Source organism: Streptomyces sp. NBC_01546 (genome assembly GCF_045208355.1).
In the GTDB taxonomy this organism is placed as follows: domain Bacteria; phylum Actinomycetota; class Actinomycetes; order Streptomycetales; family Streptomycetaceae; genus Streptomyces.
Window position 1 is genome coordinate 1,368,120 of record NZ_CP109379.1, and the last position, 18,378, is coordinate 1,386,497.

15 protein-coding genes are annotated in these 18,378 nt (G+C 70.8%); 5 read left to right on the forward strand and 10 right to left on the reverse strand.

Annotation, left to right across the window (positions count from 1 at the left end; translation table 11 throughout):
* Positions 1-39: 39 nt before the first annotated feature.
* The 3 genes from OHA89_RS06700 to OHA89_RS06710 are packed head-to-tail and all read right to left on the reverse strand — an operon-like array spanning position 40 to position 5,062.
* Positions 40-1,962, reverse strand: coding sequence for a glycoside hydrolase family 5 protein (locus tag OHA89_RS06700; RefSeq protein WP_406365655.1), 1,923 nt, complete (start codon positions 1,960-1,962; stop codon positions 40-42).
* On the reverse strand, positions 1,959-4,052 hold the full coding sequence (locus OHA89_RS06705) for a beta-galactosidase (protein ID WP_406365656.1): 2,094 nt from the start codon (positions 4,050-4,052) through the stop codon (positions 1,959-1,961). The genes OHA89_RS06700 and OHA89_RS06705 overlap by 4 nt, the downstream gene beginning before the upstream one ends.
* 26 nt (positions 4,053-4,078) lie before the next feature.
* On the reverse strand, positions 4,079-5,062 hold the full coding sequence (locus OHA89_RS06710) for a LacI family DNA-binding transcriptional regulator (RefSeq protein ID WP_266613530.1): 984 nt from the start codon (positions 5,060-5,062) through the stop codon (positions 4,079-4,081).
* 345 nt (positions 5,063-5,407) lie between these two features.
* Between OHA89_RS06710 and OHA89_RS06715 the strand changes: the two genes are divergently transcribed.
* The 4 genes from OHA89_RS06715 to OHA89_RS06730 are packed head-to-tail and all read left to right on the forward strand — an operon-like array spanning position 5,408 to position 10,138.
* Positions 5,408-6,292: a carbohydrate ABC transporter permease gene (locus OHA89_RS06715; RefSeq protein ID WP_266613532.1), complete on the forward strand. Its 885-nt coding sequence runs from the start codon at positions 5,408-5,410 to the stop codon at positions 6,290-6,292.
* Positions 6,289-7,167 carry a carbohydrate ABC transporter permease gene (locus OHA89_RS06720; RefSeq protein ID WP_406365657.1) on the forward strand — a complete coding sequence of 293 codons (879 nt, stop codon included), beginning with the start codon at positions 6,289-6,291 and terminating at the stop codon, positions 7,165-7,167. Before OHA89_RS06715 ends, OHA89_RS06720 begins: the two co-directional genes overlap by 4 nt.
* Positions 7,168-7,206: 39 nt before the next feature.
* The gene (locus tag OHA89_RS06725; protein WP_266613534.1) at positions 7,207-8,556 is read left to right on the forward strand and encodes a sugar ABC transporter substrate-binding protein; all 1,350 of its coding nucleotides are present in this window, start codon (positions 7,207-7,209) and stop codon (positions 8,554-8,556) included.
* Positions 8,557-8,593: 37 nt separating this feature from the next.
* Positions 8,594-10,138 carry a glycoside hydrolase family 31 protein gene (locus OHA89_RS06730; RefSeq protein WP_406365658.1) on the forward strand — a complete coding sequence of 515 codons (1,545 nt, stop codon included), beginning with the start codon at positions 8,594-8,596 and terminating at the stop codon, positions 10,136-10,138.
* A 48-nt stretch (positions 10,139-10,186) separates the two neighbouring features.
* Here OHA89_RS06730 and galK read toward each other — a convergent pair whose 3' ends face one another.
* Positions 10,187-11,386, reverse strand: coding sequence for a galactokinase (galK, locus tag OHA89_RS06735; RefSeq protein WP_406365659.1), 1,200 nt, complete (start codon positions 11,384-11,386; stop codon positions 10,187-10,189).
* The gene (gene galT / locus OHA89_RS06740; RefSeq protein ID WP_266613539.1) at positions 11,383-12,432 is read right to left on the reverse strand and encodes a galactose-1-phosphate uridylyltransferase; all 1,050 of its coding nucleotides are present in this window, start codon (positions 12,430-12,432) and stop codon (positions 11,383-11,385) included. Before galT ends, galK begins: the two co-directional genes overlap by 4 nt.
* A gap of 128 nt (positions 12,433-12,560) precedes the next feature.
* Between galT and OHA89_RS06745 the strand changes: the two genes are divergently transcribed.
* Positions 12,561-13,370 (forward strand): DeoR/GlpR family DNA-binding transcription regulator, encoded by an 810-nt coding sequence (locus OHA89_RS06745; protein WP_266613540.1) that lies wholly within the window; start codon positions 12,561-12,563, stop codon positions 13,368-13,370.
* Positions 13,371-13,403: 33 nt separating this feature from the next.
* Here OHA89_RS06745 and OHA89_RS06750 read toward each other — a convergent pair whose 3' ends face one another.
* From OHA89_RS06750 to OHA89_RS06770, 5 genes are all read right to left on the reverse strand, one after another.
* A complete protein-coding gene (locus OHA89_RS06750; RefSeq protein ID WP_257553231.1) occupies positions 13,404-14,237 on the reverse strand; it encodes a PaaX family transcriptional regulator C-terminal domain-containing protein in 834 nt (277 codons plus the stop codon).
* A 112-nt stretch (positions 14,238-14,349) separates the two neighbouring features.
* Positions 14,350-15,129 (reverse strand): Asp/Glu racemase, encoded by a 780-nt coding sequence (locus OHA89_RS06755; RefSeq protein ID WP_406365660.1) that lies wholly within the window; start codon positions 15,127-15,129, stop codon positions 14,350-14,352.
* 9 nt (positions 15,130-15,138) lie between these two features.
* Positions 15,139-16,044: a fumarylacetoacetate hydrolase family protein gene (locus OHA89_RS06760; protein ID WP_266613542.1), complete on the reverse strand. Its 906-nt coding sequence runs from the start codon at positions 16,042-16,044 to the stop codon at positions 15,139-15,141.
* 190 nt (positions 16,045-16,234) lie between these two features.
* A complete protein-coding gene (locus tag OHA89_RS06765) occupies positions 16,235-17,347 on the reverse strand; it encodes a cupin domain-containing protein (protein WP_266613544.1) in 1,113 nt (370 codons plus the stop codon).
* The gene (locus OHA89_RS06770; protein WP_257553233.1) at positions 17,344-18,378 is read right to left on the reverse strand and encodes a carbon-nitrogen hydrolase family protein; all 1,035 of its coding nucleotides are present in this window, start codon (positions 18,376-18,378) and stop codon (positions 17,344-17,346) included. The genes OHA89_RS06765 and OHA89_RS06770 overlap by 4 nt, the downstream gene beginning before the upstream one ends.

The window sequence follows — 18,378 nt, forward strand, 5'->3', positions numbered from 1 at the left end:
CCGGCGGCGGTCACGACCGGCGCCGCCGGGCGCCGGCCGTCACAGCTTGCGGCACAAGAGGGCGTCCGGAGTCTTGCCCTTGGCCCAGGCTCCCGTGAAGGCGATGCCCGCGGCGTACTCGTCCGTTCCGCACTGCCCCTTGTAGTTGCCGTACCCGAACTCGCCTCCCGGGCCTCCGGCCGGCCGATTGTCGCCCCGGTCGAACCAGACGGTGCGGCCGTTCGTCCCGAGGGCCCTGCCCGCCTGGGCGCACAGGACCGCGGAGACCGCCTGGCCCCGCACGCTGTAGCCGATCACGAACTGGCCCGGCCCGCACTGGTACTTGGTGTAGCCGCCGGCCCAATCGCCCTGCTGAACGTGGCGTTCGTCGTTCACGACGGTCGGCGCCGGGCCGGTGGCCGCCAGACCCGCGGCCCCGGAATCGGTGCACAGCCCGCGCCCGTCACGGTGCGCCAGGCCGACGAGCCGCTGTCCGTCGGGGCACGCCCCCTTGCGGGCTCCCCCGTCCCAGTCCCCGAGCGCCCGTGCGCGCGCCGACTGGACCGCATCGGCGTGGTCGAGGTTGAGCATGTCCCAGGTGTCGGTGACGGCGACCTGGCCGCTCTTCTGCGGCGAGGTGACCAGCCGGTTCCAGTCGGTGGAGCGCCAGTCCCCGCCGTCCAGGATGCCGGAACGGCGGCCCGTCGCGTCGTAGTTGAGGATCGACCACGTGCCGTGTCCGGCCCATCCGACCAGGGGCCAGTAGGCGAAATCGGTGTCGTTGGCGATCAGGTAGTCCACGAGATTGCCGAACCAGGCGCGTGCCTGCGGGTTGGTCTCGTCGCTGCCGATGCCGAACTCGCTGATCCACAGGGGTGCGGTGAAGTGGCGGCCGGATTCGGCCGTGACGTAGAACGCCTGGCGTTGCAGGATCGCGAACAGGTCCTCGCGGGAGAGTTCCTGGTAGCGCGGGTCGTGGGTCTCGCCCATGCCGGTCGCGCCGGTGTGGTTCGGCCCGGTGTAGCCGTAGAAGTGCGCCGCGTACACCAGCTTGTTCGAGGCGACGAGGGTGTGCGAGAGGGTGCGTACCGGTTCGAGCGTGGGGCGCCCGTGGGGCAGCCCGTCGGCCGGGATGCCTTGCCAGTTGATCCCTTCGACGATCACCAGCAGGTCGGGGTTGGCCTCCGTGAGGAGCCGGTCGCCGAGCCGCTGGGAGGCGGCCCACCAGTCGTGGTCGTTGCCCCAGTTCCAGTTGGCGTCGTCGGTGACGGTACGGCGGACCTCGTTGTAGAGGTCGGCGCCGACGACGCGCTTGTTGTCCTTGTAGCGGCGGGCGAGGCTGATCCAGTCGTTCTCCCACTGCGCGGTGGACTGGCTGGTGTTCCAGCGTTCGTTGCCGTCCAGACCGCAGCAGAAGCGTGAGGTGATGGTGTGGTTGTTGAGGATCACCGCGAAGCCCTCGGCCGTGGTGGCGGCGATGACGGCGTCGAACACCTGGAGCGGGGTCTTGCCGCGCAGGTTCGGGTTGGCCGCGACCGAGGCATCGGAGACCGGGCGCTGGTCGTGCAGCATCTCGTTCGAGAAGGGCAGCCGGATGCTGTTGATGCCGAGTTCGTGGAATCCGGCGAGGATCCGCGGGATCGGGGCGCGGTCCAGGCCGAGCGGCATCTGGTCGGCCTTCTCGCCGTCGTGGTGGCTGGCCGGGTCGTTGATGTCACCGGAGCCGTTCCACGATCCCTGAGCCCCGTGCCAGTTCGCGGACTTGAGCTTGAAGCGGTTGCCTTCTGCGTCGACGACGTAGCGGCCGCGGGTGCTGAGGGGCGCACGCCAGGAGTCGGACAGGACGGCCGGTGTGCCGGCCGTCACCGCAGTCACCGCGGTCGCGGCCGGCGCGGTCGTCGTGGACGCGGTGGCCTGGGAGGCGCCGAGCGCTCCGAGCAGGAGCGCCGCGGCGAGTACGGCCGGTAGCAGGGGTCTTCTCACAGTGCCCTCCGAGGGCTGGGGGTGGACGTGAGCACGGAGCCGAGGACGGCGACGCCCCGTGGCTCGAGGGCCACGTGGCGGACGTGGGGCCTCTGACCGTCGAGAAGGTCGCGGCGGTCGGCCGGCAGGGTCACCTCACGGGTGTCCTCGGTGTGGTTGAGCAGGATGAGGACGTCGTGATCCGCGCCGCGGCGGATCGTCGCCTGGACGCCGGTGGGCAGTCCGGGCAGAACGGGGGCGACTCCCGCGTCGGCGAGTGAGCGGTCGGTGATGGCCCGCATCGTGAGGGGATCGGGGCGGGTGGCGATGTAGCGGGCCGTTCCCCCGCCGTGGGTGTGCACCGTGACCGCGGGGCGGTCGTCGTCCCAGTCGGGTCCGGCGAAGAGGAGTTCGGCGCGGGCGCCGGTGAGCTTCACGTCCTCGCGCCACAGCGACGCCGGCGGGGGCGCGGGGGCGTCCGCCTCCGGGGCGCGGAGCGGAACCGCCTCAGCGGCCGCGGCCGGCCAGAACTCCTCGACCCGTACGCCCAGTACGTCGTCCAGCGCGTCGGGCCGGCCGCCCGTGTGCACGCGGTCGTGCTCGTCGACGATCCCGGTGAAGAACGAGGCGAGGAGGGATCCCCCGTCCGCCACGAAGGTGCGTATCCGCTCGGCGTTCACGGCCGACAGCAGGTAGTGGCTGGGCAGCACGAGCAGCTTGTACGGCGAGAGGTCCGCGGCGGGATGTACGAGGTCGATGCCGACGCCCGCTTCGAACAGGGGTGAGTAGTGGTCGAGGACGCGGTCGAGGCAGCGCACGCCGTCCGAGGGATGCGAGTCGAGTTCGAGCGCCCACCAGTTGTCCCAGTCGAACAGGATCGCGACCTCGTTGCGGATGCGCGTGCCGGCCAGCTCGGGCACCAGGGCCAGTTCACGCCCCAGCTCACGCACCTCGGCGTGCACCCGGGTGCCGGCCCCCGCGTGCGGGATCATGCCGGAGTGGAACTTCTCCGCGCCGCCGCGGGACTGTCGCCATTGGAAGTACATGACGGCGTCCGCGCCCTGCGCGACGGCCTGCCAGCTCCACAGGCGCATCCGGCCGGGGCTCTTGCCCCCGTTGCGGCCCCGCCAGTTGACGGCGGACGGGGCCTGCTCGGTCAGCAGCCACGGGTTCCCCTCGGCCGCACCGCGCAGGAGGTCGTACGACAGTGCCGCGCCGATGTGTGCCGACCCCCAGTGGGGGTCCGGGTAGCTGTCGAGGGCGAGGACGTCCATCTCGGGTGCCCAGGCATGGACGTCGACCGCCTTGTGTCCGGCGAGGAAGTTCGTGGTCACCGGGGTATCGGGGGTGATCCGGCGCAGCACGTCGCGTTCGAGGGTGAAGCAGGTGCGCAGCGCGTCGCTGCTGAACCGCTTGAAGTCGAGCTGCTGGGAGGGGTTGGGGTAGGTGGGTGCGGTGCGCGGGGGCAGGATCTGGTCGAAGGAGGTGTAGCGCTGCGACCAGAAGTCGGTGGACCACGCGTCGTTGAGGGCGTCGACATCGCCGTACCTGGTAGTCAGCCAGTGCCGGAAATCGGCGGCGGAGGTGTCGCAGAAGCATTCGGCGACGTGGATTCCGTACTCGTTGCCGACGTGCCACAGGCCCAGCGCCGGATGATCGCGGTAGTGCGTGGCGACGGCTTCGACCAGGCGGACGGCCCGGTCGCGGAAGACCGGGCTGGAGGGGCAGAAGTGCTGGCGGCCCCCTGGGGACAGGATGCCGCCGGAGGCGGTGACCGGCAGGATCTCGGGATGCGCGACGGCGAGCCATGGGGGTGGCGACGCGGTCATGGTGGCCAGATCGGCGGTGATGCCGTGGGCGGCCAGGTCGTCCATGACGGTGTCGAAGAAGCCGAAGTCGTAGGCGTCGCGGGCGGGTTCGACGCGGGCCCAGGCGAAGATGGCGAGGTTGACGAGGTTGACACCTGCCTCGTTCATCAGGCGCAGGTCTTCGGCGCGGGTGGCCTTGTCCCACTGTTCGGGGTTGTAGTCGCCGCCGAATCCGAGGCCGCCCAGTCGCGCGCGGAGGGCTCGGGAACGGTCTCGGGAACGGTCTTGTGCCGGAGAGTTCATCTTCCTTACCCCTTCAGGTACTTCGGTCAGATCCGCGGCGGCGCCGCGCTGTCACGCTCCACCAGGGTCGGCATGACCGACACGACGGACGAGTCCGTCGGCGCGGCGCCCTCGATCTGGCTCAGGAGCCGGTGCACGCAGGCCGCACCGACCCGGGAGAGGTCCTGGTCCACGGTGGTCAGCGGCGGGAGGAAGTAGGCGGATTCGGCGATGTTGTCGAACCCGATCACGCTCACGTCCTCCGGAACCGAACGCCCTGCGTCGCGCAGCGCCCGGACCAGCCCGAGCGCCATCTGGTCGTTGGCGGCGAACACCGCGGTGGCCTCCGGCCGGCCGGCGAGTTCCCGGCCTGCCCGGTATCCGCTCTCGGCACTCCAGTCACCGTGGACGGGCGGCGGGACAGGTGCGCCCGCCGCCTGGAGGACACGCTGCCATGCCTCGGCGCGGCGGCGCGCGGGGTGGGAGTCCTGTGGGCCGGCCAGGTGCCACACCGTGGTGTGACCGAGCCCCAGCAGGTGGTTCACGGCGATCTCCGCACCGGCCGCGTGGTCGGTGTGGACGCCGGGGTAGCGGTGGTCGTCGCCGCCGTCGACGACCACGACCGGCAGCCCCAGGGGGATCATCAGCGAACCGGCCAGGATCTGCGCCTCGTTCACGATGACCCCGTCGACCGCATGACCGCTCAGCCTCCGGAACGCTTCGAGCACCGCCTCCTCGGTCTGCGCCTGCGGGACGACCACGTTGACCGAGTACTCGGTGGACTGCACGGCGGAGACGATCGAATCCAGCGTGCGTGCGTTTCCGTGCGCCGTGAGGTCGAAGCTGATGACGCCGATCGTCCGGAACTTGCCGGTGGCCAGCGCCCGGGCCGCGGTGTTGGGGCGGTACCCGAGCATGCGGACGGCCCGGACGACCCGGTCGCGGGTCGCCTCGTCGACGCGGGCGGTCGCGTTGACCACGCGGGAGACGGTCTGCGCCGAGACTCCTGCCATGGCCGCGACATCCGCCATCGACGGGGGCCTGGGCCGGTCCGCAGCCGGGGAACGGGACTTGCGTGGTCGCTGCCCATCCTTCGCCATGGCGCAGTTCCTCTCGCACGGTGCTGCCCGGGCATCTTCCTGACCCGCTTCATGTTTGCGCGAACATGCCGCGTTGGTCAACAGGCTACCGAGCCGCTTCGGCCGACCCGGCAGACTTTCCGCCATCCTTCGCATCCTCGAAATCCCTTGGAATTAAAGGAAACTGACGATGCGACAGATCAGTTGGTCAAAACTCTTGACACTCGCCGAGGGCTGTCGACACACTTCCGAACCGCGCCACCATGTTGGCGCTAACACGCATCGGAGGTCTTACCCGTGAAACGCGGCGCCGTCCGGCGCAACCTCACCGCCCACGCGTTCCTCCTGCCGTTCCTCTGCGTCTTCGTCATCGGGGTCGTCGCCCCGCTGGCGTACTCGGTCAACCTGAGCCTCTATCAGGAACGCATGATCGGCGGGATGGTCTTCACCGGGCTGGACAACTACACCAAGGCGTTCAAGGACAATCTGTTCCATGCCGGCCTCGGCCGCGTCGCACTCTTCTTCGCGATCCAGGTGCCGCTCATGCTCGGCCTCGCGCTGGTGGCCGCGCTCGCGATCGACAGTGGGCGGCTGCGTGCGCCAGGGCTGTTCCGGATCGGCATCTTCGTCCCCTACGCCGTTCCCGGTGTGGTCGCGGCCCTCATGTGGGGCTACCTGTACGGCGACCGCTTCGGCCTGGCCGGCGAGATCGGCGACCTGTTGCACACCGAGGTGCCCGACCTGCTCTCCGAGAGCTGGATGCTCGCGTCGATCGGCAACATCGTCACGTGGTCGTACGTCGGCTACAACATGCTGATCCTCTACGCGGCGCTGCGCTCCATCCCCGGGGAGCTGTACGAGGCGGCCGAGGTCGACGGCGCCGGAGCCGTCCGCAAGGCGTTCAGCATCAAACTGCCGGCCCTGCGCCCCGCCCTGCTGCTGGCCACGACGTTCTCGGTGATCGGCAGCTTCCAGCTCTTCAACGAGCCGAGCGTCCTGCAGTCCCTGGCGCCTGCCGCCGTCTCCACGAACTACACCCCCAACATGTACGCCTACAGCCTCGCCTTCGACGGGCGCCAGTTCAACTACTCGGCCGCCGTCGCGGTGCTGCTCGGCCTGGTGACCGTGATCGTCGCGTACGCGGTCCAGCGTACGACCGCCCGAAGGGAGCGCATGCTGTGACCGCCGCGGCACCCCGCCGGCGCCGTCCGGGCAGGTCCACCGCCTTGACCGTGGCGATGGGCCTGATGCTCGCGTACACACTGATCCCCTTGCTCTGGCTCGCGATCAGCGCGACGAAGTCCAACCAGACCCTGTTCGACTCGCCCGGCCTGTGGTTCGGGGACGGCTTCCACCTGTTCGACAACGTCCGGGACGTCTTCACCTACGACGACGGGATATACCTGCGCTGGTTCGGCAACACCCTGCTCTACGCGGTGGTCGGGGCGGGCGGAGCCTCGGTCATCGCGACGATGGGCGGGTACGCACTGGCCAAGTACGCGTTCGCGGGCCGCCGGGTGCTGTCCGCCCTCGTCATCGGGGCGATCTCGATCCCGGCGTCCGCACTCGCGGTCCCGACGTACCTGCTGTTCAGCGACATGGGCATCGTCAACACACCGTGGGCGGTCCTCCTGCCCTCCCTCGCCAGTCCTTTCGGGCTCTATCTGATGCGGGTGTACGCGTCCGAGGCCGTTCCGGACGCGATGCTGGAGGCCGCACGCATCGACGGAGCCGGAGAACTGCGGATCTTCCTCACCATCTCGCTGCGCCTGCTGGCTCCCGGATTCGTCACGGTGCTGCTGTTCACGCTCGTCGCCACCTGGAACAACTACTTCCTGCCGCTGATCGTGCTCAACGACCCCGAGCTGTTCCCCCTCACGGTGGGGCTGCGCCAGTGGGACTCGCTCGCACAGGGCGGAGCCGGCGCGGGTGCCATACCGATCCTCCCTCTGGTGATCACCGGCAGCCTGCTGGCGATCGTCCCGCTGATCGTCGCGTTCCTCTTCCTCCAGCGGTTCTGGCAGTCGGGGCTGGCCGCCGGCGGCGTCAAGCAGTAGGCCGAGCCCGCCCGTTTCGTACCGAAGAAAGGATTCGACATGAGCAGGTTCCTGCGGCTGTCGGCTCTCACCCGCACCCTCACCGCGGGCACGCTCGCGGCCCTCACCCTCTCCCTCACCGCGTGTGGCGGCGGCTCCGGCACCTCCGACGGTGGCAGGAAGGCCGACCCCGCCGCGGTGCGGGCCGCACTGGACGAGCCCGCCGAGATCACCTTCTGGACCTGGGTCCCGAACATCGACAAGACGGTCGCACTGTTCGAGAAGAAGTACCCGAAGGTCAAGGTCAACCTCGTCAACGCGGGCCGCTCCAAGGACGAGTACACCAAGCTGACCACCACGCTCAAGGCGGGCGAGGGCGCCCCCGACGTCGTGCAGATCGAATACTTCGCACTCCCCCAGTTCGCGATGACCAAATCCCTGGTCAACCTCTCCGACTACGGCTCGGCCGGCCTGAAGGACAAGTTCGCCGACTCGGCCTGGTCCCAGGTGAGCCTCGCGGGCGGGATCTACGGCATACCCCAGGACACCGGGCCGATGGCGATGTTCTACCGCAAGGACATCCTCGACCGGTTCGGTGCGAAGCCGCCGGCCACGTGGGAGGAGTACGGCGCGCTCGCCAAGAAGATCCGCGACACCGATCCGAGCGTCCACATCACGTACGTGGACCCAGGCGACGCGGGCACCTCCAACAGCCTGATCTGGGACTTCGGCGGCAAGCCGTACACCGTGAACGGCGCCACCGACGTCACGGTCGACCTCAAGGACGACGCCGGCGCCAAGGCCTACGCCGACACCTGGGGCCCGCTGATCGAGAACAAGCTGGTGGACTCCACCACGAGCTGGAACGACGAGTGGTGGAAGTCCATGTCCTCCGGGAAGTACGCGACATGGCTGGCCGGCGCGTGGGCGCCCGCGGTACTGGAGCAGAACATCCCGCAGAGCAGGGGCCAGTGGTCGGTCGCCCCCATGCCGGGCGGTGCCAGCGCGGAGAACGGCGGCTCGTCGGTCGCGGTCACCACGCACGCGAAGAACAAGGAGGCGTCGGTCGCCTTCGCCCAGTGGATGGGCTCCGACCCGGAAGCCGTCCGGTCCCTCAACTCCGAGGTCGGCCTGTTCCCCGCGACCAAGGTGCTGCTCGACGACCCCGGCTTCCGCGGCTCCGAGGTGCCGTTCTTCCCCGGCAGCAAGCCGAACGAGATCTTCGCCGACATGTCGAAGGCGGTGCGGCCCGGCTGGCAGTACCTGCCGTTCCAGGTGTACGCGAACAGCGTCTTCAAGGACTCCGTCGGCCAGGCCCTCCAGCCCGGCGGGAACCTGCCCGGCGCGCTGGCCACCTGGCAGGAGCGGGTGAAGACCTATGGGAAGGAACAAGGGTTCACCATCAAGTAGTTCACGGCGGTCCACTTCCAGGAGAAACCCCAGAGGTATGACGACACTCGAACTCGCCCTGCTCGACGGGGAACGCTGGTGGGGCGGAGCGGTCGCCGAAGGGCGGCACATGCCGTTCCCCGACGGCTACGGCTTCGACCTGCGTGACGTGCTCGCCAACCAGGGCATGCCGCTCCTGCTGTCCGACCGCGGCCGCTGGGTGCACAGCGAGCGCACCTTCGCCTTCACGATCTCCGGCGGGCGGCTGACCGCGCACTCGCACGAACCGGACGCGGTCATCGAGTACGGGGAGGGGCACGGCGATCTGCGCGGGGCGTACCGCCACGCGATCACCCGCCACTACCCTCCGTCCAGCACGATGCCGGACCCCCTGCTCTTCGGCGCACCGCAGTACAACCTGTGGATCGAGACGGTTTTCGAGCCGACCCAGGCGAAGGTGCTGGCGTACGCGGAGCGCCTGCTCGCGGAAGGCTTTCCGCCCGGCGTGCTGATGATCGACGACCGGTGGAGCAACGACTACGGGGACTGGACCTTCCATCCCGGCCGCTTCCCCGATCCGGCGGGCATGGTCGCCCGGCTCCACCGGCTCGGCTTCAAGGTGATGCTGTGGCTCGTGCCCTACGTGACCCCGGACTCCCCCACGGCGCGACAGCTGGGCGACCAGGGCCTGCTGATCCGCGACAGCGCTGCCAGTGCGGACGGGCGGGCCAAGGTCGCTTCGTGGTGGAACGGCTGGAGCGCCGGCCTCGATCTGCTCGATCCGCGGGCACGGGCGTGGCTGACCGGCCGCCTGGAAGCCCTGCGGGACGGCATCGGCATCGACGGGTTCAAGTTCGACGGCGGCGACGCGCTCTGGTGGCGCTCGCTGGGGTGCGCGGACCCGGAGGCGTACACCCATGCCTGGAACCGCTTCGGTGCCGACTGGCCGCTCAACGAGTTCCGTGACGCGTGGCGGGCCGCGGGCCTGCCGCTCGCACAGCGCCAGCAGGACAAGTACCACCTGTGGGAGGGGCGCTTCGGGCTGGCGAGCCTGATCCCGAACGCCCTGGCCCAGGCCCTGACGGGCCATGCGTTCACCTGTCCCGACATGATCGGCGGCGGCGAGTTCCGCTTCGTCCCGGGCGAGGACGGCGAGGGCTTCGACGAGGAGCTGTTCGTCCGCTACGCCCAGATCGCCGCGCTGTTCCCCATGATGCAGTTCTCCGCGGCGCCCTGGCGCGTGCTCTCCCCCGAGAACCTCGCCATCGTCCGCGCGGCGGCCCGCCTGCACACTGAGCTCGCGCCGGAGATCCTCGCTCTCGCCGCGCACGCCGCGGCCACGGGCGAACCGGTCCAGCGCCCGCTCGAATGGGCCTTCCCCCACCAGGGCTACGCGGGGGTCACCGACCAGTTCATGCTGGGCGACACCCTGATGGTGGCTCCGGTGGTGGCCAAGGGCGCGGACGGGCGTGCGGTCCTGATCCCGCCGGGCACGTGGCTGGCCGACGACGGCCGGTCGTACGCGGGCCCGGCAACGGTATGGATCGACGCGCCGTTGGCCCGGCTGCCGTATCTGCGGAACACGGCCCCGCCGAAGGGGTGAAGCGCTGCCGGAGCGGAGGCCGCCGCGCCCCTGCTCCGGCAGCCCCGGCTACCGCGTCCCGGGCGCGGGCGCGAGGCGGCGGGCTCCCTCGGCCGGGGTGACGGAGAGGATGCGCGGGAGGCGGTGGCCGGCGGCGCCGAAGGCGGCCGTGACTGACTCGCCCACCGCGCTCTCCCGCCCGGCCTCCACCAGCGCGATGACGGAGCCCCCGAAGCCGCCCCCCGTCATCCGGGCGCCGAGTGCCCCGGCGCCCAGCGCGGCGGTCACGGCGAGGTCGGTCTCCGGGCAGGAGACGCGGTAGTCGTCGCGGAGCGAGGCGTGCCCGGTGGTGAGGATCGGGCCGAGGGCCGCGACATCGCCCTCCCGCAGCCGGGAGACGGCTTCCGTGACCCGGGCGTTCTCGGTCACCACATGGCGGACCAGGGGCGCGAGTTCCGCCGGCAGGGCCTGCAGGGCCCCCGGCAGGTCCCCGGCGGGCAGATCGCGCAGGGCGGGCAGGCCGAGCAGCGCGGCCGCGCGTTCGCAGCCCGCCCGCAGGGCGGCGTACGCCCCGTCGCCGAGGTCGTGGCTGACGCGGGTGTCGATCACCAGCAGCCGCAGACCCTGCCCCTGGAGGTCGAAGGGCACCTGCCGGTGGTGCTCCGGGGTTCGTGCGTCGAGCTGGAGGGCGGCCCCCGCGGTGCAGCAGACGGAGGCCATCTGGTCCATGATTCCGCAGGGAACGCCCGCGAAGGCGTTCTCCGCGCGCTGGGCGATCCGGGCCAGTTCGGGCCCGGGCAGGCCCAGCCCGTACAGCTCGTCGTACGCGACCGCGACCGCGCACTCCAGCGCGGCGGAGGAGGAGAGTCCGGCACCGGTGGGCACCGTGCTGTCGAAGTGGAGGTCAGCGCCCCCGACCGGGTGTCCCGCCTCGGTGAGCGCCCAGACCACGCCGGCCGGGTAGGAGACCCAGCTCGTCACGGTGCCGGGGGCCAGTGCGGCCACCGTCAGGTCGGTGACCCGGCCGTCGCCCTGCGCGCTGTGCAGCCGCAGCCGCCCGTCCGTACGGGCGCGGGCGGCGAGCAGCGTGGTCTGCGGGAGGGCCATCGGGAGGGCGAACCCGTCGTTGTAGTCGGTGTGTTCGCCGATCAGGTTGACCCGGCCCGGAGCCGCCCACACCCCGTCCGGGGGGCCGCCGAAGAGCCGGCCGAAGGTGCCGGCGACCCGGTCCGCCCGGCTGTCGTCGTCCCACTGGTCCGTGTGGTTCACGACCGGGCCTCCCGCAGCTGCCGCGCGGCCGTCTCGGGGGCCACGTCGTTCATGAAGGCTTCCATCCCGGACTCCGTCCCGGCGAGGAACTTGAGCTTGTCCGGGGTCCGGCGGACCGTGAACAGTTCCAGGTGCAGGGCCAGTTCCGCGCCCTCGGTACGGGGGGCCTGGTGCCAGGCCGAGATGTACGGCGCGGGAGCCGCCCGCTCCTCCTGCCCGGGCAGGAGGAACAGCCGGTCGAAGCGGCGCAGCAGGTCGAGGTAGATGCCCGGGAACTCGGCCCGCTCCGCCTCGGTCAGGCAGGTCAGGTCGGGGACGCGGCGGTGCGGATAGAGGTGCACCTCGTACGGCCAGCGGGCGGCGTAGGGCACGAAGGCGGTCCAGTGCTCCCCGGCCGTCACCACCCGCTCGGTGGCGGCACGGGCGCCTGCCAGCAGGTCCTCGAAGAGGTTGCGGCCGGTGGCGGCGCGGTGGGCGGCCGCGGCGGCGGTCATCTTCGCGGTGCGCGGGGTGGCGAAGGGGAAGGCGTAGATCTGGCCGTGCGGGTGGGCGAGGGTCACCCCGATCTCGGCGCCCCGGTTCTCGAAGCAGTACACCTGCTCCACGCCCTCGAGCGCGGAGAGCTCCGCGGTGCGGTCGGTCCACGCATCCAGGACCAGGCGGGCGGCGGCCGGGGTGAGGTCGGCGAAGCGTGCCTCGTGCTCCGGGGTGAAGCACACGACCTCGCAGCGTCCGGCGCCGCCGGCGAGGGAGGGGAAGCGGTTCTCGAAGACGGCCACCTGGTAGTCGGCGGCGGGGATTTCACTGAGCCGGCCGTCCCGGGAGGGGCAGAGCGGACATGCGCCGGCGGGCGGCCGGTAGGTGCGGTCCTGCCGGTGGGAGGCGATCGTGATCCAGTCACCGGTCGCCTCGTCCCGCCGCAGTTCCGGGTGGCTGCGCACGCGGTCCAGCGGGCGCAGGTCGGGCGCATCGCGCGCGGCGCTCTCGTCGGTGTCGAAGTAGATCAGTTCGCGGCCGTCCGCGAGTTTCGCGAGGGTCTTCTTCACCCACCAAGAATAAACATCTCCAAACATTATCCGCCAGGTACAGGCCCGTTTCCCCTCACACTTCAACAGCATGGCCGTGTTATCTTGCTGCCTTCTGACCGGATTCGCCGATACCGGGAGCGTGACCCGTGGCCGAGCAGACTGCCCAACTGGCCCACCAGCGACGCGCGCTCATCCTGGACGCGGTCCGGCGCGACGGCGCGGTCCGGGTGGCGGACCTGGTCGGGCAGCTCGGTGTCTCGGACATGACCATCCGCCGGGACCTGGACGCCCTCGCCCGGCGCGGAGTCGTGGAGAAGGTCTACGGCGGGGCCGTCGCCCCGGCCGGGGCCAGCGGGCACGAGCCCGGATTCGACGAGAAGTCCGATCTGGAGGGGGACGCCAAGGCCGCCATCGCGGACACGGCCGCCACCCTGGTCGAACCGGGCAGCGTGGTCGCGATCTCGGGCGGCACCACCGCGCACGCGGTCGCCGCCCGGCTGCTCGGCGTCCCGCGGCTCACGATCGTCACCAACTCCCTTCCGGTGGCGGAGCTGGTGCGGGCCGCCGGCCGCGATGGCGGGGCCGGGGCCCCCACCCTGCTGCTCACCGGCGGCTCCCCCACCCCCTCGGCCGCGCTGGTCGGCCCGCTCGCCGATCTGGTGATCGGTTCCCTCCACGTGGACCTGCTCGTCCTCGGCGCGCACGGGGTGGCGGAGGAGGCCGGGCTGACCACCCCCAACCTCATGGAGGCCCAGACCAACCGGGCGCTGGTCGCCTCGGCACGGCGGGTCGCCGTCGTGGCCGACCACACCAAATGGGGGGTGGTCGGGCTCAGCGGTTTCGCCGCACTCGATCGGGCCGACTGGTTCGTGACCGACGCGGGCATGCCCGCCCCCGCCCGCGCCGTCCTCACCGAGACGGTGGGTGAACTCCTCGTCGCGGGCGAGGAGCACTGAGCGCCGAGGGCCATGGAGTGGCCCGGCCGGCGCTTAGGCCTCCTCCTCCGCCAGACCGGTGACCTGCTGCACGTGCAGCAGGCTCGGCGTGGCGAGTACCTCGTGCAGCTGCTGGAAGATCCGGCGCGCGGCGACCGCGTTCCAGTCCGCGGGGAGGAGCTCGCCGGGCAGCCCGGGATCGAGGTAGGGCAGTCGGCGCCATTGGGTGAGCATGGGGACGTAGTGGCGGAAGGCCTCGGCTCCGTCGATGTCGCGCTGCTGCTCGAGTCCGGCGGCGACGGGGCCGTACGCATCGGTGAACGTGGCGTACTGCGCCTGGATCGCCGGGAAGTCCCACCACGAGCTGACCGTCTCGGGCAGGTCGCTGAACGCGGCGTAGTCCGCGGCGAACAGATGCACGTAGTCGCTGAGTCCGAGCCGGATCAGCATGTCACGGGCGTCGCCGAGGAGCCGGCCGGGTGCCAGCCACACACCGGGGGCGATGTTGCCGAAGCCGAGCCAGGTCAGCCGGGTGCGCAGCTGGTAGCGGTACGACCGCTCGGACTCCGGTACCGAGAAGACGGCCATCGCCCAGCCGTCGCTCAGCTTGGCCGGTTCCAGGCTGCCGAAGATGCGCCGGTCACCCTCGTCGAACACGGGTCGCGCGCCCGGGCTCAGCCGGTAGCCGGTGGCACCGCGGCGCTCCGGTTCGAGTACGCCCTTCTTCTTGAGCCGGGAGATCGCCGAGCGCGCCGCCGGGCCGTCGACGTCCAGTTCGGACATCAGGGTGATCAGGTCGGCAACCGAGATCCAGCCGCCGAGGCGGCGCAGGAACGCCCCGTAGACCGTGTTGATCAACGAGCTGGGCCTGAGGGGACTGTCCGCCATGATCGCCTTCCGTCGTACGCGGTCGCGATCCTACCGAGCCGGACGGTCGGGGCACCGTCCAGGTCCGGTTGACGGCAGTCCCGGCGTGCGACGGCGGGGCGGCGCGCCGCCTTCATTCCGCGTAGGCGCCGGACAGGAGATGGCCCGCTCCGGGGGCCACCGCCGGAAGGTCCAGGGCGCGCAGCATCTGGTGGGCCGTGCACACGGCCGCCGAGACCACGGGCTTGCCGAGGAGCTGTTCGGCTTCCTCGATGGCGCCCAGCGAGGGCATCTGGACACAGGCGGAGAGCACGAAGGCGTCGGCGTCGCTGTGGTCCAGGGCCTTGGCGAGCCCGGGGAGGCGTGCGGGGTCGTGTGCGGCAACGTCGAGGTTGTTGGGGATCTCCAGTGCCTGGTAGTCGAGCACCTCGATGCCCTCGTGGGTGAGGTAGTCGACGACGGTCTTCGTCAGCGGGCGCATGTACGGGGCGATGAGGGCGATCTTCTTCGCCCCGAGGGTCTGCAGACCCTGGACGAGGGCTCCGGCGCTGGTGACGACGGGGGCGGGGGCGCCGTTCTCCGCGGTACGAAGGTGCAGGCGCTCCTCGGAGGTGCGGTGGTAGCCGAGTCCCATGCTCATGATGGCGACGAGGCAGGCGTAGCCGAGGACGTCCACGTGCGCGTCCGAGAGCTCGACGGCGCACCGGTCGGAGTCGGCGTCCATGGCCTTCAGCTGCTCCGGGGTCACATGGGTCATGCGCATCCGGCTGGAGTGGAAGGTGAAGCGCTCCGGCGCGATGGACTCCCGGGCGCGCAGGATCGCCGGGACCTCGGTCTCCATCGTGACGTTGGAGCTCGGCACGATCTGGCCGATGCGGTAGGTACGGGCGGCGGGGCGGGCGGGATGGGTCATGATCGCTCCTCAGCGGGCGTCGACGACGGGGTTGGTGAGGGTGCCGATGCCTTCGACGGTGGCCTCGACGGTGTCGCCGGGGTGCAGGAACTCGGGCGGGACCATGCCCGCTCCCACTCCCGCGGGCGATCCGGTGGCGATGACGTCTCCGGGTTCGAGGGTGACGCCGGAGGAGATGTCGGCGATGAGACGGGCGATGGGGAAGAGCATGTGGCGGGTGTTCGACTTCTGCTTGGTGACGCCGTTGACGCGCAGCGAGAGGTCGAGGTCCATCGGGTCGGGGATCTCGTCGGCCGTGACGACGGCGGGGCCGAAGGGGGCGTAGGAGTCCTGGCCCTTGGAGAAGAACCACTGGCCGGAGCGGCGCTGGTCGCGGGCGCTGATGTCGTTGACGATGCTGAAGCCGAAGATGTGGTCGTAGGCCTCCTCCTCGCTCACCTTGAAGGCGGTGCGGCCGATGACGACGGCCAGTTCGCACTCCCAGTCCAGCTGCGTGGTCAGGTCCGCGTTGTGCAGGATCGGCTGACCGGGGCCGGTGACGGCCGTGGCGGGCTTGCTGAAGAGCACGGGGCGCGAGGGGCGCTCCTTGTCGGTGTCCAGGCTGCGGCTGGACTCCTCGACGTGCTCGACGTAGTTCAGTCCGACGCCGATGATCTTGCCGGGGCGCAGCGGGGCCCGCAGCGACACCTCGTCGAGCCGGTGCACGGCATCGGCCGGCCACGCCGCGGGCCCGCCGGCCAGCAGGCCGCGCGCGGCGTCCTGGGCGGCCGCACCGGCCTGGATGAACGAGAGCAGGTCCAGCGGCAGTTGTACGCCGGCCAGGCCGGCCAGGGTGGCGAGGTCGACGACGAGGTCGTCGGCCTGTGCCCCGAGGCGAAGGGGCGAATCGTTGAGGGTGTAGGTGACCAGCCGCATGGGTGCTCCTTGCAGGTGAAGGGGAAGGGGAAGAGGGGTGTTGCGGAGGGGTGGGGCGGCGGCGGAACTCAGGTGCTCCACCGCCGCCCCGGACCGGGGCGGTACGGGGCAGGAAGCCGTGGCCGGCCCGGTGCTCCGCCGTACCCGGCGCCGGTGTCAGGGCCGGCGGCGTCGGGTACGGCGGAGCGGTTCAGGCGGTGGGCTGGCGCCCGCCGTTGTCGGTGTACGCCTCTTCGCGGTGGAAGCCGAGCGAGCGCATGACGGGGAAGTCGTTGAAGGAGAACAGGCAGGCGTCCTCGGATTGGTCGAGGTTGTGGTGCTCGTGCCAGGCCCAGGAGGGCACGCAGAACATGTCGCCCTGCTGCCACTCGAAACGCTCTCCGGCGATCACCGAGACCCCGCGTCCCTTGGCGGCGGTGTAGATGACCGACCCGGTGTGTCGGTGGGCCAGGGTGGCCTGGCCGGGCCGCAGGAGCTGCATGTGGGCGCCCATGGTGGGCATGACCGAGCCGCCGGTGACCGGGTTGGTGTACTCCGCGATCACGCCGTCGTACGGGGATCCCTCGGTGGCCTTGGCCAGGCCCAGCAGCGCCTCGTAGGTGGGCTCCCAGGGGAAGGCGAGCAGTGGCGAGTAGGGCCTGGTCCACTTCTCCACGCCGTAGGGCAGGAGGTTCGCGCCGTAGGTCAGCACCGAGGAGTTGATGACCTTTCCGGGGGTCTGGTACAGCTCGGGGTGGACCTCGTAGAACCCGGCGTCGAGTGCGTTGACCAGCGGGATGTCGAGTCCGTCCTGCCAGATGACGGGCGCGTCGTCGGCTTCGTTGCCGTGTTCGTGCCAGGTGCCGTTGGGGGTGATGGCGAAGTCACCGGGGCCCACCTTCAGCTTCTGGCCGTCGACGATGGTCCAGGCGCCCGTGCCCTCGTGGACGAAGCGCAGGGCCGCGGCCTGGTGGCGGTGGGCGGTCATGGCCTCGCCGGGTCCCATGATCTGCAGGCCGGTGTAGAGGAGCCCGACGGCGGCGCTGACGTCCTTGCGGCCGGGGTTGACGAGCATGACCACGCGGCGGCCGGCGTCGTCGGCCTTGACGAGGTCGAGGGCCTTGCGGACCAGGGGCCGCAGTTCGCTGTAGCGCCACAGCACGGGTACGGACTTGGGCTGCGGGTACCAGGGCTCGATGTCGTTGGCGACGGTCCACAGCGCGCCGGCTTCGAGCTGGGCGAGTTCGCCGTAGAACGCGGCGAGTTCAGGGGAGTCGGATACTCGTGCTCGGCCCAGTCGGCTGTCGTCGTACTCGGTGGTCATGCGTCCTCCTTCGTGATGCCGGTGATGCCGGTGATGTCGGTGGAGAGGGGTGCCGGGGTGTGCGCCGGGTCCGTCGCGAAGGTCACCGGGGTGCGGGGGCGGTTGTCGACGTGGAGCTGGAAGACGTCGAAGCGGTTGTAGTGGCCGACGATGTCGTGCATCTGCTTGGGCTGGATGCACCGGGCCAGGTCGATCTCGGCGTAGACGATGCCTTCGTCGTCGACGAGCGGTTCGGTGACCGGGCGGCCGTCGGGGCCGAAGATCCCGGACAGGGCGCTGCGCGGGCGGGTGAACTGTTTGCGCAGCTCCTCGTCGTCCCCGGCGATGGCGTCGACGATCTCCGGGGAGATGGTCGAGCAGGCGACGACGGAGAAGACCTTGCCCTCGAAGCTGTGGGCGGCGGTGCGGACGGCGATGGCCTCGGCCATGTCGTAGTCGGCCGGTGCCACCGGCAGGGCGATGTAGCAGGAGGCATGCACCAGTTCGCCCTGGGCGAGGAGCGTGAAACGGGCGAGGGTGTTGGTGTTCTCGCCGCAGGCCAGGGCCCCCAGCGGGCCGACGGGCGTCTGGTGCACCTTGAGCGAACTGCCGTCCCCGCCGGTCCAGGTGAGCTTCTCGGCCCAGGTGGGCACCAGTTTGCGGTGGACTCCGAGGAGTGCGCCGTCCGGGCCGATGGTGAGCAGGGTGTTGTAGAGGACGCCGAGGCTGTGCGGGCCGCGCTCGTTGACGCCGATGACGAGGACGACGCCGTACTGGCGGGCGGCGGCGCGCAGTTGGTCCACGTACGGGCCGGGGACGTCGATGGCCGAGCGGTAGAGGCGCTCGAACCAGGGCGAGCCCTGGACGGGGTTCATCGTCCAGTTCCAGTACGGGTATCCGGGGACGAACACCTCGGGGAAGACGACCAGTTCGGCGCCGCCCGCCGCCGCCTGCGCGATGAGCTCGATCGCCTTGTCTACGGTCGCCGCCGCGTCCAGGTACACGGGGGCCGCCTGTACGGCCGCGGCGGTGAAGCGTGGCAGATTGTCCAT